This is a genomic window from Bacillus sp. PPSBB_11 (assembly GCF_038023285.1).
Classification (GTDB): domain Bacteria; phylum Bacillota; class Bacilli; order Bacillales; family Bacillaceae; genus Bacillus; species Bacillus altitudinis.
The window spans coordinates 2,432,562-2,457,618 of the sequence record NZ_CP150633.1 but is presented as its reverse complement, the minus strand read 5'-3'; the positions used below and the strand labels follow the sequence as shown (position 1 = coordinate 2,457,618).

Here is a 25,057-nt window from a genome sequence, read left to right as displayed (position 1 = left end):
TGACAAAAAATCCGGCTAACTGAGCCGGATTTTTTTATTTATTGCTTTTTCGATGTTTCCTCTTTTTTCGCTGCCTTTTCCATATCGATGATTCTCTCCATCATCGTTGGGTGCCCATAGCGGAATATTTTCACTAAAAGTGGCGGATTGACTTGGGAAAGCCCTGATTTTGCAAGCTTTTGAAATGACGTCACCCCCGCCTCTCCATCCTTTGTCAAGTTCACAGCATATTCATCAGCTGCACGTTCTTGATGTCTTGACACAGCATTTGTAAAAGGAGAAGCAACAAATGACAGCATAGATACAATGATCAACAGAAGCGGAAGAGCAGCAACGTCATGTGGTGCCTTCAGACGAAATGGAGAAGCGCCTTTTTGGTAAAGGTAAAAATAAAGACGGTCAATGGCAAAAAATCCAACCAGAGACAGCACTAAATATCCTGCTAAACCGATATACACATGCTTCATCACGTAATGTCCCATCTCATGCGCCATGATAAATAAGATTTCACGGTCTTTCAGCTTTTGAAGTGTCGTATCCCACAAAACAATACGCTTATTTTCACCAATTCCTGTGACGTAAGCATTCATCGTGTTTGTTTTCTCTGACATGTTGACTTCATATACATGATCTGCTGGAATGTGTGCTTTCTCTGCAAGAGTTAATATCTTTTTCTCAAGCGCTTGATCCTTCAATGGGTAAAAATCATTGTAGAGTGGATCAATAACGACCGGCTGTATAAAGAAGAGAAATAGAGTAACTGGAACGGTTAAACACCAAGCATACAGCCACCAATACTTCCTTTTCTTTTGAATGAGCCAAAAGAACACAATCGCGCATAGAACAAGCAGTGGATATTGAATCCAAAAATCAAGCGTTTGGTCTTTTAGCCAACTTGCCGTGCTTTGTGCTGAAACACCGTAGTTCAAGGACAACTGGTAGCTCACCCACTTGACCGGCAATGTGATCAGCATCGTCAAAAATGACAGCACAAACACATACACAAGTTTGCTCAAAAGGTCAAAACGAGCTGCTGCCAAGCTCCAATCTGCTAATTTCCTTGAAAACCCTGAAATGAGCAAAAGGAAAAAGACATACCAATCTAAAGGAATTGTCATAAAGTACAACAGGTTACGAATGTTCGAGTAATTTCCACTGATCAAAAGCTCATGGCTTGTCATAAATGTATGCGGGTCTGCACTTGTCCCTTTCACACTGTCAGGGACAGATGAATCCCCCATTAGAAATAAGTAAGAATAAATAAAAAGACCGTACAATATGTATGCTACCGTTGCAAGAGCTACCCATTTGCGTACTCGCACTGGTCAGCCTCCTTTCCATTTCTCTCTCTATTGTAATCACGCACGTTTTTGTTTAGAACCTGTCTCATGTGGCTCCATCATAGCATGCCCTATCTGAAAAAGCTTGAGTGAAAAAAATGATTATGCTGTTCAAAAATCGGAGAAACTAACCATAAAAAAGTGAGTTGGAGGTTCATCATGAAGAAAATCCTTGCAGGAATTGTGATCTTTGGGCTTTTACTGATTACCTTCTTTTATGTGTTCAGCCGGACAAGTGACATCTTCGATGAAAATCGAGCAGAGAAATTATTGCTTTCACCGACGAACCAGTCTATTTCTTATGAAATAGATGATAAAGATACAACTGAGGATCTAATTGAACAATTAAACAAAGGGAAACAAACAAGCAGCCATCTCAAAAAGAATGTAAAGAAGCCAGATTATATCGCCAAGGTCATGTTCGGACGGACAAATGGCACTTCTTTTCAGCTATGGACCAACCGCTCTCAAGTTGTTTTTTTAGTAGACGGCACCTATTATGAATTAAATCAAAAACAGTCAAATTCCTTTCGAAAACAGGTACAAGAAGCGATTCAAAAAGGAGACTCTTCATAGGAGACTCCCCAGCGTGTAGACAAACCCTCGCATTCTTTGTCAGTCCTGCGTGCTGGTGCTCACGAATGTGAAATTCGCTCCGCGCCAGTACTCGTCCTTCCTAAACTTCAAAGGTTTTCTATCACACTGAAAAGAAGACAAAGGGCTAAAATAAACAACATTTTAGCCCTTTGTCAACAATCTGAGGAGCCTCTTCAAGAGGCTCCCTTTTTATTTACTTGTTTCTGCTTGGTACTTGTCTTTTAGCGCTCTTCTTAAAATTTTACCAGTCGTGTTTTTTGGAATATCATCAATGAAATGGATCGTTTGGGGCTGCTTATATTTCGCCAAATAGCGTGAACAATGTGTGATGATGTCTTCTTGATTGATGTGAGCATGTTTCTTAGGGGAAATGTAACAGACAACAGCCTCTCCTGTGTTTGGATCTGGCACACCGATGACAACGGCTTCTGCTACAGCTTCATGTTGATAAAGCACTTCTTCTACTTCTCTTGGATAGACATTATACCCACCAACGAGAATCATATCCTTTTTTCGATCGACGATATAAATATATCCGTCTTCATCTCTTCTCGCCAAATCTCCTGTGTACAGCCAGCCGTCTTTCAGGGCCGCCTCTGTGTCTTCTGGCATTTGATAATAGCCTTTCATAATGTTTGGCCCTTTTGCGATCAGTTCTCCGACTTCGTTTGGTCCAACTTCCTCTCCAAGTTCATTCACAATCTTATTTTTCACATTCATAATATCAGTGCCGACCGAGCCTGGTTTTCTTTTTCCATCAAGGGGATTGAATGCCGTCACTGGGGAAGCCTCTGATAATCCGTAACCCTCTAGCACCGTGACACCGAACTTTTCTTCAAAACCGTGAAGTAAAGCAACAGGCATGGACGCACCGCCTGATATACAAATCCTCACCGACTTCATCGCTTCCTCATGACCGTCCTGGCGGTATAAATAGTTATACATGGTTGGAACACCAACAAATAGCGTTGGTTTTTCTTTCTCCATCATTCGTAAAAGCTCTGATGGGCTGAAATGCGGCAGGACATAGATGGTCGCTCCATGAATCAAAGGGGCATTCATACAGACGGTCAAACAAAACACATGGAACATCGGCAAAGCAGCAATCACCTTGTCCTTCTCATCAATTGACAGGTACTCCGCAATGTCTCTTGCATTTGAATATAGGTTAACATGAGTGAGCATTGCCCCTTTTGGTTTTCCTGTTGTGCCAGATGTAAATAAAATAACGGCCGTATCGTCAGGTTGTATGACAGGATGCTCAGTTTCCGGCGCATCTCCAGACACAAGCTTTCCGAAGAAAACAAGACGATCAGATACTTCTTTTAAACTTGACCTGCACGCAGATTCATTTTGTGCACAAATAATGACTCGTTCAATAGATGGAAGCTGTTCATACACCTGCTCGTATATCGGCAGAAGCTGATCCGGTGCAACAATCCCTTTTACATCACCAGTGACAAGCATATAGCCGATTTCACTTGGCGTATATGTTGGATTGACAGGTACAACAACAAGTCCTGCCTTTAATGCACCAAAAAATGAAATCACAAAATGCGGTGAATTTCCTAAAATCAGCGCGATATGATCTCCCGCTTGAAACCCTTCGCTCACTAAACCATCTGCAAAACGTTCGATACTTGTCATCAGTTCTTGATAGGTCCACTTGTTCCCTTCAAAGATCAGTGCGACGTTCTCTCCCTTGGTCATCGCAGTCTGCTCAAGATTTTTGATCAAATCCATTCTCCCACCCCTTATACTTCATCAATGAATGAATAGCCATTCATTTTATGACCAAACATTCCTCCTTTCTATTATAATAGACAATCGAAAAAATTCACAAGATCAAATGTAAACCGCTTTCATCTCTTTCATTAGAAAAAGCACCGCTATCTCTAGCCGTGCTTGTCCTTGCTTAATAAATCAAATCCAGAAAATCTTCTTTTGATACGTTACCAAAATAATGGCGCATATCCATGTCTTCTAATACATCACTAATGGTTTTGCGATCATATTGCTGCCCAATGAGTCGTTTCTCAATATCAGCAATATCCCCTACACCGAAGAAGTCACCAAAAATTTTGCAGTCTTGAATGATGCCTTTTTTCACTTCTAATCGAAGATCAATCGATCCAGCTGGAAAACGCTTAGAGTGCTGCAAGTTAAACTTAGGTGAACGGCCGTAGTTCCATTCCCATTTTTGGTATCGATCACGAGAAATCTCATGAATCTTCTCCCAATCCTTTTCTGTCAGCTGATACTCAGGCACGTCTCCGTTCGTGTCAAAAATATAGCTTAAAAGAATTTTTCTAAATTCTTCTGTTGTCATCTTTTGATCCATCAGTTCACTAATATTCGCAACCCTGCTTCTAATGGATTTGATGCCTTTTGATTCGATCTTTTCTTTCTTCACATTTAATGCCGAGACAACATGTTCGATTTCTGAATCAAATAATAGGGTGCCGTGACTGAAGATACGTCCTCGTGTAGCAAATTGAGCATTCCCCGAAATTTTACGCCCATCTGCCATGATGTCATTTCTGCCGCTTAATTCCGCTTTGACGCCAAGCTTTTCAAGCGCTTTGATGACTGGCTCGGTGAATTTTTTAAAGTTATGAAAGCTGTCCCCATCGTCTTTTGTAATAAAACTGAAGTTCAAGTTTCCTTTGTCATGGTAAACTGCACCACCGCCAGATAACCTGCGAACGACTTTGATGCCATTGTCTTCCACATATTTTGTGTTGATTTCTTCTATTGTATTTTGGTTCTTTCCAATAATAATAGACGGCTGGTTGATGTAAAACAGCAAATACGTTTCTTCTGGATCTAAATATTTTAAGCAATACTCTTCAATTGCTAAATTAATCATTGGATCATAATGTTGCTCGTTATCGATAAACAGCATCTCTATCTTCCTTCCTTGTTCCATCTAAGCCCTGAATGGGCAAGCTGTATATTGCCAGTATATAACGCCTGTGCTTCATTGACTAGGTCTTTATGCCGACCGAAATGAGGCAGATGGGTGATGATGAGCTCCCCAACATTTGCTTCACTGGCCAGCTTCCCTACTTCAGTACTGTTCATATGTCCTGCACCCGATCCGTCTTGTCCGGCGTAAAAGTTGCTTTCGGCAATAAGTAAGTCTGCATCCTTGCTAAAAGGGATAAATGCATCTTGATAGCTGGAGTCGGCTGTATACACCACCACAGCCTCATGTGCCTGAATTCTCATCGCATAGCATTCTGCCGGATGAACCGTTTTCAAAAAATCAATTTGAAATGGTCCGATTTGAATGCCCTCTTCTGGGTGATAAGGTTTTGTCTTTGTATGTACATCATCAGAGAGCCGCTGAAATGCTGCTTGATCCCCGGTATGTCCGTAGATCGTCAGCGGACCACTGCTTTTTCCTAAATGATAACCCACTAGCTTCGCATATTGGAGAGGTCCGATATCTGCAATATGATCGTGATGATAATGAGAAAGGAGTACAGCATCTAGTTCTTCTATATCAATGTATTGCTGAAGCTTTGACAGAACTCCGCTCCCGCAGTCGACAAGCAGACGAAAACCATCTGATTCAAAAAGATAACCTGATGTGGCTTCACCAGCTGCTGGAAATCCTCCGTAGCAGCCAATCACGGTTAATTTCATCGTCATATTTCCTCCTTTTCAAAAAATCCCCTTCTTACAATATACCCATTTTTCATAAAAAAAGCATTCTTCTTGCCTATTGTTACAAAACAGATTGACAATTATAAATCTGTTATAATACAATGATAGCAATAAAACGTATTGGAGGATGACAAATGCTAGGAAAAATCACTGAGTTTTTTAGAAATTTGCCTTCAAAAAAATGCACAAAATGTGGAAATGATTTAATGGAACAGCACGAGTGTTACGGTAATGAATGTGAGGAATGCTCACAAGTAAGTTATCTTAAATAAGGAAATAAATAGAATAAAAAAGCACTTTTTTCCTCCTTCGTCAGTTGGAGTCAAAAGTGCTTTTTATTTTTTCTGAAAAATAGGTAAAAAGGTAAAACCCTTGGTACAGAAGGGTTTTTTAGTATTTTCATATGATGACTTTTAGTTCGGAAGGCACTTTTTATTGACTTAAAACAACGAAGGGGGTTCGAAGTGTCCATTTTTTCAAATAATTTTGTATTTTCTTAATATAATTTAATCGTGGACGAACCTCTTTAATTTTAGTTATACTTTAATTCATATATTAAAACTTAATATAATGGGAATATTCCTTTAATGAATATGTTAGGGAGGAAATCTATGAAAAAATTAAAATTTGGATTAGCAACTCAAATCCTAATCGGTCTTATTCTCGGTGTCGTGGTTGGTGCGATCTTTTTCGGTAACCCTGGTGTTGAGACATATTTAAAACCAATTGGAGACTTCTTCTTACGACTCATTAAGATGATTGTCATTCCGATTGTCGTATCTAGCTTAATTTTAGGTGTTGCAGGTGCGGGTGATGGTAAAAAAGTAGGGAAGCTTGGTTTTAGAACCATTCTTTATTTTGAAATTATCACAACGTTTGCGATCATCCTTGGTCTTGTGCTTGCGAACTTTGTTCAACCAGGTGCAGGCGTTGACTTTGGACATACAGAAAAACAGGATATTAGCCAGTATGTTGAAACGGAAAAAGAACAAAGCAGTAAATCAGTTGCTGATACGTTCCTTCATATCGTTCCGACGAACTTCTTCCAATCATTGGCGGAAGGTGATTTGCTTGCGATTATTTTCTTCACTGTATTATTCGCACTTGGCGTTTCAGCGATTGGTGAACGCGGCAAACCAGTGCTCGCCTTCTTTGAAGGTGTGTCACATGCGATGTTCCATGTCGTCAATGTTGTGATGAAAGCTGCACCATTTGGTGTGTTCGCACTCATTGGTGTGACAGTATCAAAATTTGGTCTTGAATCTCTCGTTTCATTAGGTAAGCTCGTAGGTCTTGTTTATTTTGCGCTCGCTCTCTTCCTTATCGTTGTATTCGGAATTATTGGAAAGATGATTGGCGTCAATATTTTCAGATTTCTTGCTTACATGAAAGACGAAATGCTTCTCGCCTTTAGTACATCCAGCTCTGAAACAGTTTTACCGAGAGTCATGGATAAAATGGAGCGCATCGGGTGTCCAAAAGGAATTGTTTCTTTTGTTATCCCAATTGGTTATACGTTTAATCTGGACGGCTCCGTCTTGTATCAAGCCATTGCGGCGCTTTTCTTAGCGCAGGTATATGGCATTGACCTCACGATCGTACAGCAGCTCACACTAATCCTTGTATTGATGGTGACATCAAAAGGAATGGCTGCCGTTCCTGGTACATCCTTTGTTGTATTACTTGCAACACTTGGAACGATCGGTGTTCCTGCTGAAGGTCTAGCCTTTATTGCAGGTGTTGATCGTATCATGGATATGGCAAGAACCGTTGTCAACTTAACTGGTAATGCACTTGCAGCTGTCGTGATGTCTAAATGGGAAGGGCAATATGACCCTGAAAAAGGACACCGCGTGATGACTGGACAAGATGTACCTGAGCCAACACAACTTTCAAGCTAATCAAAAAGAACCCCGATCATGGGGTTCTTTTTTTATACTGTGATTAATTTGCTTTGAACATAGTGGTACAGAAGATTGGCTGTATGAATCAAGGAGTCTTCATGGGTTCTTTCAAAGGCATGCGAAGAGTCAATGCCAGGTCCAATCAGTCCATGAATGATATCATGCCCTGCTCGAATCGCTGCCGACGCATCTGAGCCATAATAAGGGTAAATATCAAGGCGGTAATCGATTTTATTTGCCTCAGCTAATGCTGCTAAATGTTTGCGCAGACCATAGTGATAAGGACCGCTAGAATCCTTCACACATATTGACACACTGTATTCATCGGTTGATTGACCATCACCGATGGCTCCCATATCAACAGCTAAATATTCCACCGTTTCTTCCGGGATATTCGAGTTCCCACCATATCCGATTTCTTCATTATTTGAAATTAAGAAATGTGTCGTATGCGGCAATGTGATGTTCTCTGTTTGAATGCGGTGAATCAATCTCAGTAACAACGCCACACTTGCCTTATCATCAAGGTGTCTTGATTTAATAAAACCTGAAGACGTCACTTCCACTCTAGGATCAAATGAGATAAAGTCTCCTACTTGAATGCCGAGTGCTTGCACATCGTCTGCATTTTTCACTTTCTCATCTAAGCGAATCTCCATATTTTCTTGATTTCGCTTCGCTTTTCCAGCATCCTCATATACATGAACGGACGTTTGATGCATCAGAATGGTACCTGTGTATGTACGACCTGTTACTGTTTCAATTTCACAATACTCGCCTTCTATCGAGTTATATTGAAAGCCTCCAATGAGTGCAAGACGCAGCCGGCCATTTGATTTAATTTCTTTGACCATCGCACCAAGCGTATCGACATGTGCTGTCAGCATGCGGTGTTCCTTGTCATCTGTTCCTTTTAGGGTGGCAATTAATCCGCCTTTTCGATTTCGCTTCGTTTCAATATGTAAATCTTGTAAAAAACGTTCGACAAAGCCAATCACTTTCTCAGTATTTCCTGATGGACTTGGGATTGACACAAGCTTTTGAATAAGCTGAACCGTTTCATTTACTTCCGTTGTCATTCGGCATATCCTCCTTCATCTAAAAGAAATTCTTTCCAAGCATGCCTTTTTTCAGCATCCTTCTTAAAATATATCGCTTCGGGTTCCTGATGTCTAATTTCTAATCAAAAAAACCATTCTCATGGAAGAGAAAGGTTTTTTTGATTAAGCTTCTTCTTGTTTCATTTTTCTTATGTTCCAAGCAAAGTATGCTGTTGTTGCAGCCATCATGATGATGGCTACTGTTCCAAGAATCGCTGCTTGGTGCCATAAATAACTGTTATCACCGCTTGCAATGATCGTTCTAAATCCGTTGATGGTATACGTCATTGGAAGCAGACTGTGAATGACTTGGAAGAATTTTGGTACAAGCTCAAGCGGGAATGTACCCGCACTTGCTGCAAGCTGAAGAACCAAGATAATGACGGCAATGAAGCGTCCTGGATTCCCCATCGTCGTCGCAAGAAGTTGAATGATCGCTAGGAATGTCAGACTGACGATGATTGCAAAGAGATAGAAGCGCCAGAGGCTTTCCACTTCAAGTCCAAGTCCAAAGATGAGCATGGAGCTTGCAATCACTGCCTGCAAGATACCGACTAAGAGAAGCACACTATATTTGCTGACAAACCATTCAAACGCATTTCTAGGGCGTCCTGCAGGATCTTTCATTGGGAATACAACAGTCAACATTAGAGCTCCAACAAAGAGTCCCATTGATAAAATATATGGTGTGAGCCCTGTTCCATAGTTATCAATTTTTTTCGCTGTATCATTCTCTGTTTTGACTGGACTTGCAATCATATTGTAGTTGTCCTGCCCCGCATCAATGTCTCCTGTTTCATCTGCAGCGCTTTTTAGCTTATCAGAAAGCTTTCCAGTTCCACTTTTTAAGTCACCTAATCCTTTATCAAGGGATTTTGACCCTTCAGCCAGTTTAGATGAGTTGCTTTGGATACTCGCTGATCCACTTTCTAGTTTATTCAATGCTGCACTAAGCTGGCTTGAACCATTTGCCAGTTTATCCGCACCACTTTTCGCTGTATCAAGCTTTCCATTTGCTGTTTGCAGGCCATCTTGTAATTTCCCTTGGCCCGTTTGAAGCTTCAGTGCACCTTGATACAATTTATTCGTACCGGATGTCATTTGATCAATCGCATTTTGTATGGCGACTGTCGATGTATACAGCTGTTCTGTTTTCTCTGGCAGCTGCTTGACTTGCTGTAGCTGTGCTTTTGCAGATGCAACCGCAGACTGAACTTCACTTGCGTCAGGCAGTTCCTGCAGTGCCGCTAAGCTTTGCTCAAGACCAGACAAATCAGGCAGTTCAATTTTAGGAAGACTGTCTAGCTGATCCATTGCCGCCTTTTTCTCTTCATCTGTCATCGAGCTGTTTTGAATAATACTTTTTACTTTTGCATCTCGATTAGATAATGCTTCTTTTAAAGAAGCAAGTTTGGTACTGAACGTTTTTGCATCTTCTTTCACCTGATCAATCTTAGGCGCCATCTTTTCAAGATTCGCTAATTCAGGTGAAGACAATACTTTCTCCACAGCAGCGATTTTTTCTGAAAATGACTGTGCTTTATTGTTCAGCTGCTCAATGCCTGCTGTGAATTGCGGCATTTTAGAAGAAAGCTGCTCATGTCCTTCACGGCTTGTGTTTAACCCTTCGGTCAATGTATCAATTCCTGTGCCAAGCTCACCAAATTTCTGATCAATCGTTTGATAGCCTGTTAAGAGCTGACCAAGACCGCTATCAAGAGATTGAATGCCAGTGTTCAGTTCACCCATTTTTCCTGCAAACTGATGAACACCTTCGCTATACGTTAACGTTCCTTCTGCCAATTTCGCCAGATTGTCTTTTAACTTTTGGCTACCGTCTTTTGCGCTTTTTGTTCCGTCATCAATTTTCTTCGCTCCATCGCTTGCTTGATCTAATCCTTTTGCAATCGTTTTGAAGTTATCAAAGATGACCTCTGCATAATTTTCTGTGACTTCCTTTGAAACCGAATCTTTTAATTTGATAATGGCGTTATTCGCAATTTGAGACGCAGCATAGTTTGCGCCTGGATTCGTATAATATTTCAGATTCGATTTTTTCGGATGTTTGTCTAGTACTGTACTCGCATTTTTCGAGAAATCTTTCGGAATCTCGACGACGAGATAATAGTCTTCGTTATTTAACCCTTTGATGGCCTTTTCTTCACTATCAACAAAATGCCATTTAAAACTATCGTTTTTCTTCAATTCCTTCACTAAATCATCGCCCACTTGAAGGGTTTTGCCGTCATAATGACTGCCTTCATCCAAGTTGACAACCGCTACAGGTAATTGATCAACTGTACCATATGGATCCCAGTAAGCTTTTAAAAATACACCACTATAAATCAGTGGAATAAATAAGACAGCTAAAATCGGGATCAGTAGTTTTTTGCTCGTCACAATGTCTTTCCATTGATTCCGAATTACATTCATTGCTGTTTTCCTCCCATTGATGAATGACTAAATTAAGAATTCGGTCATTTGAACTCAAAAAAAATTATGTTGTTGCAGACAGTCCTTTTAGTACATAAAGCTCGAGCGATTCAGCGACCTCTTCTTTTGTTAAAGGCTCATATCGCTTTTCCCAGTCAAAAATAAGTGCAATATATAGTTTCACCATCACAAATGCCGTCAATTCAGGATCACAGGGCTTAATGTCGCCTTTTTCAATCGCTTCTTTTACTTTTGTTTTAATATAGCGAATGATCATCTGCTCCATTTTTTCAATCATTTCTTTCACTGCTGATGTGCCAAGCTCCGCATTTTCCTGAAAGATTTTAATTGTAAGCTGGTGGTTTTTTCGAAATTCTAATATTGCAAAGAGTGCTAAATGAAGGTTTTCTGAGAAACTATTCCTCTCATCTATTGCTTCATCTGCAATTTTCCTCATCTCCATTAACAGTGATGTGAAAATTTCATCGAACAGCTCTTCTTTGTTTTTGAAAAAAGTATAAATCGTTCCTTTTCCAACGTTGGCAAGCTTTGCTACAAGGTCCATTGTCGTGGCTTTATACCCGAACTGGGTAAATGCCTTTGTTGCTCCATCTAAAATCATTTGTCTCCTATCAACACTCATGATCTCACTCCCAAAATGACTATTTGAACGTTTCGGTCATTAAGTACAGAAAGTAATATACCACATCCTTTTCCTCAGATGCAACAACTTTGTTCAATTTTATTATTCACCACTCTTTTCTAAACATACGAACATGAAAAACTCCCTTTCCATGACAGAAAAGGGAGTTTGTTTTTTATGAAAATAGATAAGATACAGCTTCTGAGATGGCAGCTTTTCCTTGATCAATACAATCAGGAATCCCAACACCTTCAAATGCAGCACCCGTGATATAAATACCAGGATATGATTGCTTAAACGTTTCTCGCATCGTCGAAATCTCTTTTTGATGACCCACATGATATTGCGGCATGCTTGTTTTCCAGCGAGTCACTGTCGTCAGCTCTGGATCTGCTTTAATATCCATGATTTTCTTCAAATCCTCCAGCACGATGCTCACGATTTGATGATCAGACTGTTCGACAATTGATTCATCGCCAGCTTTCCCAACGTATGCACGGAGCAATGTTTTTCCTTTAGGTGCAGTGTGAGGCCATTTCTTATTTGTCCACGTACATGCTGTAATGGAGAAATCACTATTTCTTGAGATGACAAAACCAGTACCATCATATTCATTGTGAACATCTTCTTCTTTAAATCCGAGTGCAACTGTTGCAACAGAAGTCGATGTCATGTCATGCAAGTACTCAAGCCCTGCTTCTTTTGGAAACATGGAATAGATCGATTGATGAGGAGTTGTCACAATGGCAGAATCTGCAAAAAGCGTTTGACCGCTGTCTAATTGAACGCCATAACCTCCCTCGGCTTTTTCGATCTGGGTCACTTTTGTCCCTTTGTAAATCTTCGTCAGCTTGAGTTTACTTTCGACCGCTTCAACAAGTGCTTGCAGCCCTTGATTGATTGTCTGGAACTGTCCTTGCTTTTTCGCTGTCACTTGTTGCGCTTTTGCATGCTGCTGTGATTTTTTCATCCCAAGAATCAAACTGCGATGCTTCTGTTCTGTTTGATAGAACTGCGGGAAGGTAGACATTAAGCTCAGGCGATCAATGTCACCAGCATAAATGCCTGATAGTAGCGGTTCAATTAAATTCTCCACCACTTCATCACCCACACGTCTTCTAAAAAATTCCCCCAGAGACTGATCTTCTGTCTGTTTGCTTTTTGGCAAAACGAAATCCATCGCTGCACGTGCTTTTCCGGCAACTGAAAAAAGCCCAGTTGTAATGAAAGGACTGATTTGAGTTGGAATGCCCATGACAGCGCCCTTTGGCATCGGATGAAGGGTTTCATTGACTAATACATACGCTTGCCCTGTTTCATTATTGACGAGCTGATCAGATAGGCCAACATCTTTTGCCAGCTGGGGTCCACTGACCTTTCTTTCTAAAAATGAATCGGGTCCACGTTCAATGATATAACCGTCTTTATATAATGTTTGAATTTTTCCACCTAGCCTAGGACTCGCTTCAATAAGAGATATTTGGATAGGAAGGCCTTTTTCTTCAATTTCCTTTTCCAAATAGAAGGCGGCGGCCAAACCTGTGATGCCACCGCCAATGATGACAAGGTGTTTTTGATTGTCATGCATAGGATCGCCTTCTTTTATATGATTACTTGCTTTCATTAAGCTTCTTTAATACGACTGCTGCCAGTGCATCAATAAATGCTGGTTTCGCATTTGGCATTTCTGGACGATAGTAAGCTGCACCAATTTCATCCGTGACGACTTTACATTCATAATCATTGTCGTATAACACTTCAAGGTGATCAGCGACAAAACCAACAGGCACGTATACAAATGTTTTATAGCCTTTTTGCTCAAATAGGTCACGCGTGAGATCCTGTACGTCTGGTCCAAGCCACGGATCAGGCGTATTGCCTTCACTTTGCCAGCCAATTTCATAATGCTCAATTCCTGCACCTTCAGCAATCATTTTTGCAGATTGTGCAAGCTGATCAGGGTATGGGTCCCCTGCTGCAATAATTTTTTCAGGAAGACTGTGTGCAGACACAATCAGCACTGCTGAATCTCTCTCTTCCTGACTCATGGATGCATACGTCTCTTTCACTTGTTTCACCCAATAGTCCACAAACTTCGGCTCATCGTACCAGCTTTCAACAGAAGTGATATTTAACTGGCCAAGCTTTTCTGCTTCATCTTGTGCACGTTTGTTATACGATTTCACACTAAATGTGGAGAAGTGCGGTGCAAGGACAATACTCACCGCTTCTGTGATGCCATCTCGGTGCATATCAGCGACCGCATCCTCAATGAAAGGCTCGATGTGTTTTAACCCAATGTATACATGAAATTCAATCTCGTCTTGGATCTCATTCAAATGTTCACACAAACCATTTGCCTGCTGTTCTGTAATTTTGGATAAAGGAGAAATGCCGCCAATTGCCTTGTAGCGGTCCTTTAAATCTTGCAGCATCTCCGGCTCTGGCTTTCTGCCTCTACGGATATGTGTATAGTAACGTTCAATGTCTTCTTCTTTATATGGGGTGCCATATGCCATGACAAGTAGCCCCATTTTCTTTTTCTCCACAACCAACACTCCTTCAGATCATTTGAAATCATTTAGATGGATGTTTTTTTATGTTTAGCTGAATAATCGTGAATAAAATCAGTCAGTTTCTTTAACGTGTCTGGTGAGACATCAGGAAATACCCCGTGACCTAAGTTAAAGATGAATTGATCTGATTTCATCCCTTGATCTAAAATCGCTTTTGCTCTTTCTTCAATCACTTCCCAAGGAGAAAGTAAAATCGTTGGATCAAGGTTTCCTTGTAACGTTTTTGTTAAGCCTTCTTTTCGCGCTTCGTCTATACTCATACGCCAATCCAGTCCAACGACATCAAGCGGCAAGTCATGCCAATCTTTCGCCAGATGGCTCGCACCGACACCATACATAATCATTGGTACGTTTTCAGACTTCAGCTCTGTGAAAATACGCTGCATGACAGGCTTAATGAAGGTCCGGTAATCTGCTGCATTTAAAGCGCCAACCCAAGAGTCGAAGATTTGAAATGCTCGGACGCCTGCTTTTACCTGAGCGCGTATGTATGTGATCGTCATATCGGCTAATTTATTCATCAAAATCATCCATGTCTCTGGCTCACTGTACATGAGCGCCTTTGTTTTATGATAATTTTTAGATGGACCGCCTTCGATCATATAGCTTGCCATCGTAAAAGGTGCGCCTGCGAAACCAATCAGCGGAACATTCAACTGCTCCTCTGTTAACAGCTTGATCGTATCAAGCACATACGGCAGGTCTTCTTCAGGATGAAGCTCTCCAAGACGCTGGATATCTGCCTTTGTCCGAATAGGCGAGTCAATCACTGGTCCAATTCCATTTTTAATTTCAACATCCACTCCAATAGCTGGAAGCGGAGTCATAATATCTTTATATAAAATAGCGGCATCTACACCATATTGTTCTACAGGAAGTCTTGTTACGTAAGCACATAGCTCTGGCTGATGCGTAATTTCAAATAGCCCGTATTTTTCTTTAAGGGCACGATATTCAGGCTGCGAGCGTCCTGCCTGTCTCATATACCAAACCGGTACATGGTCTGTTTTTTCCCCTTTGCACGCCTTTAAGAACGTGTCATTAAAAGCCTTCGTTTTTCCCATTACCTTTCATTCCACCTTTCGCCTCACACTCTCTTTGTATAAGGCTCAAACACTGCTTTTACTATACCGCTTTTTCAAGGCTCGGTATACTAAAGCGGCTCAATGTTCAAAAAATCGCCGAATATTAACGTCCAAAAGCCTCTGGCTTGATATAAGCACTACCTTCGCCTTCTTCTTGTGTTTGAGTATTGTATGGAACAACCTTATACTGCGCATCTGAAAACACATTTGCATACGGCATTGTGTAGCTGTTTGTTCCTGTTACAGAATCGATCAGGGTCTCGCTTCCATTCCTCTTTTCATAAATACGATATTCAACGCGTTTGTCTTCCTGTTCATCCCATGACAGCTCCAATGTAAAGAGCCCTTTGATTTTAAATGCATAACGTGCTTCAAAGCCTGACAATCCTTCTAAATGGATTGGCGATTGAAGTTCTTTAATTCCCTCTGGTTTTTGGAATGTTTCATTGGTTATTTGGGCTGTTGTTAAAATATCTTTCATTAACTGCACTGGGTACTGACTTCCGCCAGTTAAATAATGACTGTTATCCGTTTTGTCATACCCCATCCAGATTGCCCCTGTTGTACTAGGCGTGTAGCCAGCAAACCAAGCATCTTTCGTTGCCCCTTTGACGCCGGAATACGTAGTTGTACCTGTTTTACCAGCCAAATCTCCAGCGTATGATCCGCTCTGAGCGGTTCCGCCTTTGACGACTTGTTGAAGCATTCTTGTCATATTCCAAGCATTTTGTACGCTAAACACTCGTTCTTCTTTGTTTCGATTTTTTTCAACGGTTTCTCCATCATCATTCGTGATTTTCTGAATGAAGAACGGCTTTTTATAGACGCCTTCATTTGCAAATGTATGAAATGCTCCAGCTATCTGCAATGGAGAAACTCCTTTTTCTAAACCGCCAAGCGCTATGGCAAGTCCTTTATCCGAAATATCCATCCCCATTTTCTCAAGATAGGATTTAGACGTATCGATGCCAAGCTGGCTTAACGTCCATACGGCAGATGTATTTTTACTTTTCATGAGAGCCTCTACCATCGTGACCCTGCCCTCGTACTGTCCATCGTAGTTCTTTGGAGAATAGCCGTCATAGCTTTTTTCCTTGTCCTCAAGCAGTGAATACGGTCTGAATTTTTTCTCCTGCATCGCTGGACCATATACTGCGATCGGCTTAAAGACAGAACCAGGCTGTCTAACAGCTGTGACTCTGTTATAGCCTCTTGCCTGATATTCTCGTCCGCCTATTGCTGCTTTTACACCACCAGATGCGTTGTCAATAAACACAGCGCTTCCTTCAGGTGACCCGCTTTTTCCCGGGAAATAACGATTGTTTTTCATCGCATCATAGGCAACTTTTTGCAAATTCATATCGATTGGTACCGTAATGGTATAGCCGCCTTGAAGCAATTGTTCATGCGAAATCGAATACTGTGATTCTGCTTCTTTAATCATGAGATCTACATAACTGTCCACCCAAGGGGTTTCAGATTTCTTTTTTAAATGAATACCAAGTGTTCTTCCTTTTGCTTCAACTGTTTCTGTAGAAGACAAATATCCTTGTTCATTCATTAAATTCAGGATGGTATCCCGTCTTTGTTTATTTTTATCTGGGTGTAGAACAGGGGAATACGTTGAAGGTGCCTTTGGCATGGCAGCAAGTGTAGCTCCTTCACTAACTGTGAGATCTTTTACATCTTTACTAAAATAGTAATTGGCCGCTGCTTGGATCCCATAGACGCCATGACCAAAGTAAAGCTGATTCAAATACATTTCAAGCAGCTTGTCCTTTGAATAATCTCTTTCTAAATTGATCGCAATAATGACTTCTTTTGTTTTTCGAAGAAACGTTTTATCATTTGTGAGAAAGATATTTTTGGCGAGCTGCTGGGTGATGGTACTGCCGCCTTCTACCTTTCCACCTGCTAATATATCTCGATAAACCGCCCTTGAAATCGATTGTGCATCAATTCCGTGGTGCTCATAAAAGCGCTTGTCCTCTACAGCAACAAAAGCTTTCGCCACTTTATCTGGGACCTCTTTTAATGACACAGGGTCCCGATTTTCTGAATACATGCTTGTGAGTTCTTTTCCATTCTGATCAATGATTTTCGAGGAAGCGTGAAAAACGAGCTTCTTCTCATCTATGACATAATGTCCTAAAAATAAAATGGTCAGATAGCCAATAAATGAAAGCACGATTGTACTTCCTGCAATGACTAATGGAATGATTATCTTCTTTTTCTTCAAATTAGGTCACCTCATTCCTTTATACGGATAGTATGGGATGTATTGCTTCATAATATGTTTTATGGATTGACTACCAAAGAATTATATATCATTCTTTTGTTATACTATCAAGCAGGAGGCGGTTTAGATGAATTTCTATATTACATATGGAACAGCAGACTTTTTGCAAAAAATCGCAAAAAAACATCATCTTGAAAATCTGCTTTATACGGTCGGTAAGGAACAAGCGGCTCTTTTTCATGAAACGGAGGGTGAGACAGTCTTTAAAGCACCCCATGCCTATGATGTGATTTATACAAAAGGTGAGCTCGTCCAATCTGGCTTTGTCACGCTGAATCATATCCCTGTAAAGCTCGAAAGCAGAGCGCTTTTTGAATCCACCTTTCAGAAAAAAACAAACATGTCAGAGCACCAGCGCGGCTTTCAGGCGCTTCGTGTGTTAAGACCAAAAAAGGATGAAGAGGTGTACTTAATTTTGACCCTTTGGGAATCTGAAGACTTATTTCAAGACTTTCAAGAGTCAGAAGCATTCTTTCAGCCGCACGAGGATACTGGCTCCATCTTCTCTCGTCCTGCCTATCTGACATCCTATCATGCCGTCATAGACCATTAAAGAAGTGCTGCTCTTCGCACTTCTTAGATTGTTGACAAAGGGCTAAAATGAACTTGATTTTAGCCCTTTGTCTTCTTTTCAGCGTGATAGAAAACCTTTGCAGTCTAGGAAGAACGAGTACTGGCGCGGAGCGAATTTGACATTCGTGAGCACCAGCACGCAGGACCGACAAAGAATGCGAGGGTTTGTCTACACGCTGGGAAGTGCTGCTCTTCGCACTTCTTTTTTTCATAAAAAAAGCCCTTCTGCTGGGCTTTCAACGCTTATCTCTAAGCTCGTACCGATGAATGATTGGCTGAAGTACATAAAAATTCAGCAAGATCCATCCTAACAAGATTGGCCATTTGAGCATAGGTGAAGCACCTTTCATCTGAATAAGTAGTATCAACAGTGGAATCAAACAAATCATCAAAAAGCTCATCTTCGAAACGAACGTTTCTTTGATTTGATGCCGGCAGCTTGGACAAAGCATCATTCTCGTATGCGATAAATGAAATTTTTCGACGAAAGAAAATGCTTTTGAACAATTTGGACAGCTTCCCAATGCCACTCCCCCTTTTTCAAGCTTCATACTTAACCTTCGACTTTTATGTAAAATGACCTTTTCTATCATTCTCGACATCCTCTTCTGTTGAAAGATTCTAACAATTACCATACAATCAGTAAAAGAGCCTAAAGGAGGTTTTCGGATCAATGACAGTATCCACTTTACACAAAAGGATCAATGAACGTCTTGATGAACATTATGAGGAAATGGTTGAAATTAGACGCCATCTCCATATGAATCCAGAACTTTCTTTTCAGGAAGAGGAAACAGCTGCTTACATCGCTCAATATTATGACAGATTACATATCCCAACACGCACACATGTAGGCGGACATGGTGTACTCGCTTTTATTGAAGGAGCTTCCCCTGGACCGACCATTGCATTGAGAGCTGATTTTGATGCACTTCCCATTCATGATGAAAAGGATGTACCTTACCGTTCAACAAAACCTGGCGTCATGCACGCATGCGGTCATGATGGCCACACAGCAACACTTCTCGTCTTAGCGAAGATCTTACATGAGCACCGAGATCAATTAAAAGGAAAAATCGTCCTCATTCATCAACACGCTGAAGAATATGCCCCCGGCGGTGCGAAACCAATGATTGAAGATGGCTGTTTAGACGGTGTTGACGTCATTTTCGGCACCCACCTTTGGTCCTCAGAGCCATGCGGCACTGTTCTTTATAAAAGCGGGAACTTTATGGCAGCCGCCGATCGTTTCTCTATTCAAGTGCAAGGGAAAGGCGGACATGGCGCACAGCCGCACCTGACGAAAGATGCCGTACTCATCGGTTCACAAATTGTAGCCAATCTTCAGCAGGTCGTGGCCCGTAAAGTCAACCCGATTGATTCTGCGGTGGTATCTGTAGGGGGATTTGTCGCTGAAAATGCCTTTAACGTCATTGCAGATTCGGCCGTGCTAACAGGTACTGCACGTTCCTTTGAAGAGAGTGCACGCCATATCATTGAACGTGAAATTGAACAGGTGGTGAAAGGTGTCTGCCACATGCACGATGCCTCTTATACTTATGAATATGTAAGAGGCTATCCTGCAGTCAAAAATCACCCTGCACCAACTGAATATATAGCAGAAATAGCCAAACAGACAGAAGGAGTCACAAAAGTAAAAGAAGCCGAAACCCAAATGGGCGGAGAAGACTTTGCTTACTACCTTCAGCATGTTCCTGGTACTTTCTTCTACACAGGCGCTATGCCAGAAAACAGCCAAGATGTGTATCCACATCACCATCCGAAATTTGATATTAACGAAAACGCAATGCCTGTCGCAGCAAAGGTACTCGCTCATGCCGTCCTTTCCTACGATGAATAAAAAAAAGCCGCTGCCACCAGCGGCTTTTCTATTTCGATTCTTTCAACACTCTCAAGTGAAACACATGGCGTGCGACTTCACCAAGCTGTCCTGTCAGCTGATGATTTGCCACCCCGCCAACAGCGGCACCGACTACAGGCATTAATTGAAACAGCTTCACAAGATCAATATAATCTCGATATTCCTGCTGAAAGCTATACCAATCCATTTCTTCCCGAGTTGTTTCCCATTCTTCAATGAGTTTCATCATTTTTTGACGGTGTGTACTGCTTGAAAAGGCGAGTTGAAAAATACAAAGCAAAAAGAGCCTTTCCTCTTTTTGAGACAAGTCAAATCCATATATACAAGCAAGTTCATATAGACATTTCATTTTAATACTCAAAAGGAGAGGGAAATCCGCCATTCCGAGAAACAATCCACCCGCACCTGTGCCAATTCCTTCAATCGCAGCGGCCTTTTGATAATATGTCACCTTTTCCTTTGCCAGCTCATTTCGCTCTACAATAGACAATTGTTCATCAATGACTGTAAATGAAGTAAAATGGCTTCCTGATACGGTGGATTCAACCATTGTTTTCACCGCACTTGTGATGACTTGATGAAATCGAGCAGGGATTCGGCGATTCACTTGCTGCTGAACGCCTTTTGAAAACCGCTCGATCTTGGATGGTTTTCTTAAAAAACGCATTTGAAAAAAAATGGCCTCTTCATACAGTTCCCGTTCAGCTGCATTCATCCCAGTTCCCTCCTTGGTGACATCATACACACGCTGTAAAAAACGCTTATCTCATCTTTTTTAATCTACTTTGTACGTAAGGCTTGAATAGGACAAGCACAAATACCAATGAAATGAGAAGAGCAAGTCCGCTTCCCTTCCATCCACCTGCTGGGAAAACGGCGGAGCTCAGTACAATTGACTGGATGATGAGTACATTTCGTACGAGAACAAAAAAGCTTCGATCTTTTTCTTGCTGAGACACAGGATAAAGTGCCTGTAACGACAGATGAGCAAAGTGCTTTGTTAACGGGACAAGCTGTACACCTGTGATAAAGACTGTAAACAAGACAAGTAATGCCCCCACCCAGCCTGCTGCACCTGTATACAAGAGGATGAGCACAAACACGACCGTTAACCTAAACACAAGACCAAAATAGTCATTTGAACGTAAAAACGCCCTCACATACATATAAGAAAAAGCTTTACGCTGTTCATAAGGGACAAACTGCAAGACCCAGTCCATATACGCCCTTCTTTTCACTTGTTTCTTTAAATGAGGGACATCCGTAAATAAGTTTGCCAAGCGGTAAAAACGCTGTTTTCGTTTTAACTCATCAGAAATATGCAATTCCCATTGAAAGGGCTGTTTTTTTACTGCATTTGTTAGATAAATGAGATAGACAGCATATAAAAGATAAAAGACGATGGCAATGGCATAAGCTGCTTGTAAAACGGTATACATTAACATTGTATTGAGCAGAAAACGAATCACTGCATCAATCCATCTGACATGTTTCCCTTGAAAATAAGTGATTCTCCATTGAATTGCTGTATTCAGACCTTTTATTAAGATCATTTGCGCCAAAATGAGCACATATAGCATCAGATCGCCTGAGGAGACAGCCGAATATAGCGGAAGTGCAATAATGGACACGGCAATCAAAGGAAATAACTGAGAAATGAAGCTAAAGTTAAACGCTTGTTTTAAATAAGGGTCCATCTTAGCTTCCAAAGGAAGCATAAACACAAGATCTGCCTCTTTGATCAACGTTCGCACGTAAGAACTAGTCAGTACCAATGAGAAAACAACTGCCATGACCCAATAGGATGGGAAGTGAGCTGGAATATGCTTCAGCCAATTACTGTACCAGCTCGCCCCGCCTGCAAGGAAAAAAATGAGCACAATCACAAGATGATCGTTGAACATATATTTTAAATATTTTCTTGTTTCTTGCACGTGTTCTTCTAATCGTGATTTCCAAATGGTTTGCGTTGTTTTACTCATAGCTTTCTTCCTTTGTTAATTCCAAATAAAGATCATCGAGTGTCGCATCTCTCATGTTGAACTGCTCTCTTAGTTCTGTCAGTGTTCCTTTCGCTCTAATTTCCCCTTCATGCAAAATAATAAAGGAATCACAATAACGTTCCGCTGTGGCTAAAATATGCGTTGACATCAGAACACTTGCGCCGTTTTGTTTCGCCGCATTCATCCGTTCTAATAATGCGTTGATCGCAAGCGGATCAAGCCCTAAAAACGGCTCATCGATAATATACAACTCTGGCTCCACAAGAAACGCACACATAATCATCACCTTCTGCTTCATCCCTTTAGAAAAATGAGCAGGGAACCATTTCAATCGCTTCTCCATTCGGAATTCCTTCAGCAAAGACGGCAGACGTTCTTCTAATTGTTCTTTTGAAAGGCCGTAAGCCATCGCTGTCAGCTCTAAATGCTCTTTTAACGTTAATTCTTCATATAAGACAGGTGTCTCTGGAATAAACGTAAATTGTGAACGATACGCCTCTTGATCTTCTTGAAGGGTTCGTCCGTTCAGCTCAATGACCCCTTTATGAGGTTTCATTAATCCAATAATATGACGAATGGTTGTACTTTTTCCCGCCCCGTTTAAGCCAATGAGACCAACGATTTGGTTTCTTTCTAATTCAAATGAAATATTTTTCAGAACGGGATTCTTTGTATATCCACCCGTTACATCTTTTACAGTTAGAAGGGACATCAGTTCGTTCCTTTCTTTCTTTTTTCCTTTATAGTACCAAAAACGAAAGACAATTTGAAATGTTTACCTATAGACAACTCATGAATAAAACATCGGCATACTGGTCATCATAATGTATGTAGAAGAAATGAACTTGATGACCAATACGTAAATGAGGTGTTTGTTAAAGGCAATAACCGCATGACAAGTTGGTTTTTCATCTAAAAACCTTAGCTTCTGTTTTGCTTCACTGATTCTTGATTTTTGTGTCCTATACAAATATGTATACGACGAACCAAAACGTCAAATGAGGTGTTTACGGCAGAAATAGCAGGCATATGAATTCTTTATTTCAGTAAATAGAGAATTCAAAAGGCATATCAAATGAAAGCATCAGCATTTCTTCTGCAGGAGCAGGATGAGCGACCAAAGGAGTTCGCTTGTCCTGTTTTCTTTTTTGCTTCTTTTTGTGATACGATAAAGGAAAAATAATGAGGAGTGACATGGCGTGAGCGACTGCATTTTTTGCAAGATCATTGATGGAGACATTCCATGTGCAAAAGTATATGAAGACGAGCATGTATTGGCTTTTCTTGATATCAGCCAAGTAACAAAAGGACATACCCTTGTAATCCCGAAAATACATAAAGAAAACATTTATGACATGACACCAGAAGTGTCTAATCATTACTTCCAAGCGATTCCAAAAATCGCTAGAGCCATCAAACAAGAATTTGAACCAATTGGTTTAAACCTTCTGAACAACAACGGTGAAAAAGCCGGACAATCTGTGTTCCATTACCATATGCATATTATTCCGCGTTATGGCAAAGGCGACGGCTTTGGTGCCGTATGGAAATCTCACCAAGATCAATATACATCAGAGGATTTAAAAGACATTTCTTCTGCCATCCATACGCGCCTTACCTCATCTTAATTGATGAGGTTTTTCTTTTTTTCGCCTCTTTTCTGAGCTTATCCTCTGAATCGTAAGATATTTAGGACGATTCAAATTTTTTGTCCAAATGCTTCAAATTTGTGATAGGATGGTTTTATCTTTTGATCCATTAACGCGAGAAATAGGGAGAGATTGTGATGAAGCGAACGACGAATTTTAATGCTGGTCCGGCGGCGCTGCCGCTAGAAGTGCTTCAAAAAGCACAGGAAGAACTTGTTGATTTTAAACAAACCGGGATGTCTGTGATGGAACTTTCTCATCGCAGCGGTGAGTATGAAGAAGTCCACAATAAAGCGAAAGCACTCTTGGTAGAATTGATGGACATTCCAGAAGATTATGAGGTCCTCTTTTTACAAGGCGGGGCAAGTCTTCAATTTGCAATGATTCCGATGAACTTCTTACATGAAGGCGAAACGGCTCATTTCATCCAAACAGGTGCTTGGTCAGAGAAAGCCTTGTCAGAAGCAAAAGGGTTTGGTGAAACATCAGTGTTTGCCTCAAGTGAAGACGACAACTATTCGTATATTCCAGATGTAGATGCGTCCGTTTTAAATGACGGTGCTTACTTGCACATCACATCGAACAATACCATTTTCGGTACTCAGTGGAAAACGTTCCCGAACACGTCACTCCCGCTTATTGCCGACATGTCCAGTGATATTCTCAGCAAAAAAATAGACGTGTCTTCATTTGATTTCATTTATGCCGGGGCACAAAAAAATCTAGGGCCTTCTGGTATCACGATTGTGATCGCGCGCAAACGTTTATTAGAGAAAGAAAAAAGCGGCACACCTAAAATTTTAAAATATTCAACACATGCCAAAGCCAATTCTCTTTATCACACACCACCAACTTTTGCGATTTATATGCTGTCCCTTGTCCTGGAGCATGTGAAACAGGCGGGCGGTGTAGAAGCAGCAGAAAAACGCAATGAACAAAAAGCAGCGCTTCTGTATGATACGATTGATCAAAGTGGCGGTTTTTACAAAGGGCATGCACGTGCTGACAGCCGTTCACATATGAATGTCACGTTTACCCTGCGTGATGATGCACTCACTGCATCCTTTGTGGAGAAAGCAAAACAAGAACAAATGGTTGGACTCGCCGGCCACCGTTCTGTTGGCGGATGCAGAGCCTCGATTTACAACGCCGTCTCTATAGAAGACTGCCAAAAGCTTGCGGACTTTATGAAAAAGTTCCAGCAAGAAAATGAGTAAAAAGGCTTTTCTATCGTGAAATAAATTTGTTATAATAACGAGAAATATAAAGTCATGACTCTTGCAATAAATGATCAGCCATAT

The 25,057-nt window shown here is 41.0% G+C and carries 21 protein-coding genes; 7 read left to right on the top strand and 14 right to left on the bottom strand.

Features of this window, described 5'->3' with window-relative positions; all coding sequences use genetic code 11:
- Positions 1 to 38: 38 nt before the first annotated feature.
- Positions 39 to 1,322 carry a M48 family metallopeptidase gene (locus tag V7L95_RS12010; protein ID WP_058213978.1) on the bottom strand — a complete coding sequence of 428 codons (1,284 nt, stop codon included), beginning with the start codon at positions 1,320 to 1,322 and terminating at the stop codon, positions 39 to 41.
- A 177-nt stretch (positions 1,323 to 1,499) separates the two neighbouring features.
- Here V7L95_RS12010 and V7L95_RS12005 point away from each other — a divergent pair, with 177 nt between their 5' ends.
- Complete coding sequence (locus V7L95_RS12005; protein ID WP_008348821.1) at positions 1,500 to 1,916, top strand: hypothetical protein; 417 nt, start codon at positions 1,500 to 1,502, stop codon at positions 1,914 to 1,916.
- Positions 1,917 to 2,126: 210 nt separating this feature from the next.
- Here V7L95_RS12005 and V7L95_RS12000 read toward each other — a convergent pair whose 3' ends face one another.
- The 3 genes from V7L95_RS12000 to V7L95_RS11990 form a co-directional block, all read right to left on the bottom strand.
- Positions 2,127 to 3,680 (bottom strand): fatty acid--CoA ligase family protein, encoded by a 1,554-nt coding sequence (locus V7L95_RS12000; RefSeq protein ID WP_008348843.1) that lies wholly within the window; start codon positions 3,678 to 3,680, stop codon positions 2,127 to 2,129.
- A 172-nt stretch (positions 3,681 to 3,852) separates the two neighbouring features.
- Positions 3,853 to 4,842 carry a lipoate--protein ligase gene (locus V7L95_RS11995; RefSeq protein WP_008348846.1) on the bottom strand — a complete coding sequence of 330 codons (990 nt, stop codon included), beginning with the start codon at positions 4,840 to 4,842 and terminating at the stop codon, positions 3,853 to 3,855.
- 2 nt (positions 4,843 to 4,844) lie between these two features.
- Positions 4,845 to 5,588 carry an MBL fold metallo-hydrolase gene (locus V7L95_RS11990; RefSeq protein ID WP_029575465.1) on the bottom strand — a complete coding sequence of 248 codons (744 nt, stop codon included), beginning with the start codon at positions 5,586 to 5,588 and terminating at the stop codon, positions 4,845 to 4,847.
- Between the two features lie 155 nt (positions 5,589 to 5,743).
- Here V7L95_RS11990 and yhfH point away from each other — a divergent pair, with 155 nt between their 5' ends.
- Positions 5,744 to 5,881, top strand: a complete 138-nt coding sequence (yhfH, locus tag V7L95_RS11985; RefSeq protein ID WP_008359029.1) for a protein YhfH — start codon at positions 5,744 to 5,746, stop codon at positions 5,879 to 5,881.
- Between the two features lie 339 nt (positions 5,882 to 6,220).
- Positions 6,221 to 7,510, top strand: coding sequence for a cation:dicarboxylase symporter family transporter (locus V7L95_RS11980; protein ID WP_008348850.1), 1,290 nt, complete (start codon positions 6,221 to 6,223; stop codon positions 7,508 to 7,510).
- A gap of 32 nt (positions 7,511 to 7,542) precedes the next feature.
- Here the strand turns inward: V7L95_RS11980 and V7L95_RS11975 are convergent, their stop codons facing one another.
- From V7L95_RS11975 to V7L95_RS11945, 7 genes are all read right to left on the bottom strand, one after another.
- The gene (locus V7L95_RS11975) at positions 7,543 to 8,592 is read right to left on the bottom strand and encodes a M42 family metallopeptidase (RefSeq protein WP_025207042.1); all 1,050 of its coding nucleotides are present in this window, start codon (positions 8,590 to 8,592) and stop codon (positions 7,543 to 7,545) included.
- Between the two features lie 144 nt (positions 8,593 to 8,736).
- Positions 8,737 to 11,046 (bottom strand): YhgE/Pip domain-containing protein, encoded by a 2,310-nt coding sequence (locus tag V7L95_RS11970; RefSeq protein WP_017360304.1) that lies wholly within the window; start codon positions 11,044 to 11,046, stop codon positions 8,737 to 8,739.
- A 64-nt stretch (positions 11,047 to 11,110) separates the two neighbouring features.
- Complete coding sequence (locus V7L95_RS11965; protein ID WP_025207040.1) at positions 11,111 to 11,689, bottom strand: TetR/AcrR family transcriptional regulator; 579 nt, start codon at positions 11,687 to 11,689, stop codon at positions 11,111 to 11,113.
- A 175-nt stretch (positions 11,690 to 11,864) separates the two neighbouring features.
- Positions 11,865 to 13,277, bottom strand: a complete 1,413-nt coding sequence (gene hemY / locus V7L95_RS11960) for a protoporphyrinogen oxidase (protein ID WP_025207039.1) — start codon at positions 13,275 to 13,277, stop codon at positions 11,865 to 11,867.
- Between the two features lie 22 nt (positions 13,278 to 13,299).
- Complete coding sequence (gene hemH, locus V7L95_RS11955; RefSeq protein WP_035703469.1) at positions 13,300 to 14,238, bottom strand: ferrochelatase; 939 nt, start codon at positions 14,236 to 14,238, stop codon at positions 13,300 to 13,302.
- A gap of 32 nt (positions 14,239 to 14,270) precedes the next feature.
- Positions 14,271 to 15,329 (bottom strand): uroporphyrinogen decarboxylase, encoded by a 1,059-nt coding sequence (hemE, locus tag V7L95_RS11950; RefSeq protein WP_076821943.1) that lies wholly within the window; start codon positions 15,327 to 15,329, stop codon positions 14,271 to 14,273.
- 124 nt (positions 15,330 to 15,453) lie between these two features.
- Positions 15,454 to 17,589: a transglycosylase domain-containing protein gene (locus V7L95_RS11945; protein WP_017360307.1), complete on the bottom strand. Its 2,136-nt coding sequence runs from the start codon at positions 17,587 to 17,589 to the stop codon at positions 15,454 to 15,456.
- Between the two features lie 127 nt (positions 17,590 to 17,716).
- Between V7L95_RS11945 and V7L95_RS11940 the strand changes: the two genes are divergently transcribed.
- The gene (locus tag V7L95_RS11940; protein WP_007497177.1) at positions 17,717 to 18,202 is read left to right on the top strand and encodes an antibiotic biosynthesis monooxygenase; all 486 of its coding nucleotides are present in this window, start codon (positions 17,717 to 17,719) and stop codon (positions 18,200 to 18,202) included.
- Between the two features lie 693 nt (positions 18,203 to 18,895).
- On the top strand, positions 18,896 to 20,083 hold the full coding sequence (locus V7L95_RS11935) for a M20 family metallopeptidase (RefSeq protein WP_076821947.1): 1,188 nt from the start codon (positions 18,896 to 18,898) through the stop codon (positions 20,081 to 20,083).
- A 28-nt stretch (positions 20,084 to 20,111) separates the two neighbouring features.
- On the opposite strand, the gene V7L95_RS11930 is transcribed toward V7L95_RS11935, so the two are convergent.
- From V7L95_RS11930 to V7L95_RS11920, 3 genes are read right to left on the bottom strand one after another with little or no spacing between them, the layout of a single operon-like run.
- Positions 20,112 to 20,819, bottom strand: coding sequence for an EcsC family protein (locus V7L95_RS11930; protein WP_017360311.1), 708 nt, complete (start codon positions 20,817 to 20,819; stop codon positions 20,112 to 20,114).
- 46 nt (positions 20,820 to 20,865) lie between these two features.
- Positions 20,866 to 22,086, bottom strand: coding sequence for an ABC transporter permease (locus tag V7L95_RS11925; RefSeq protein WP_007497169.1), 1,221 nt, complete (start codon positions 22,084 to 22,086; stop codon positions 20,866 to 20,868).
- The gene (locus V7L95_RS11920; protein WP_008348877.1) at positions 22,079 to 22,819 is read right to left on the bottom strand and encodes an ABC transporter ATP-binding protein; all 741 of its coding nucleotides are present in this window, start codon (positions 22,817 to 22,819) and stop codon (positions 22,079 to 22,081) included. The genes V7L95_RS11925 and V7L95_RS11920 overlap by 8 nt, the downstream gene beginning before the upstream one ends.
- A 487-nt stretch (positions 22,820 to 23,306) precedes the next feature.
- On the opposite strand from V7L95_RS11920, the gene V7L95_RS11915 reads away from it, so the two are divergent.
- Positions 23,307 to 23,735: an HIT family protein gene (locus V7L95_RS11915; protein WP_008348883.1), complete on the top strand. Its 429-nt coding sequence runs from the start codon at positions 23,307 to 23,309 to the stop codon at positions 23,733 to 23,735.
- 158 nt (positions 23,736 to 23,893) lie between these two features.
- A complete protein-coding gene (gene serC, locus V7L95_RS11910; RefSeq protein WP_007497164.1) occupies positions 23,894 to 24,973 on the top strand; it encodes a 3-phosphoserine/phosphohydroxythreonine transaminase in 1,080 nt (359 codons plus the stop codon).
- Positions 24,974 to 25,057 lie beyond the last annotated feature (84 nt).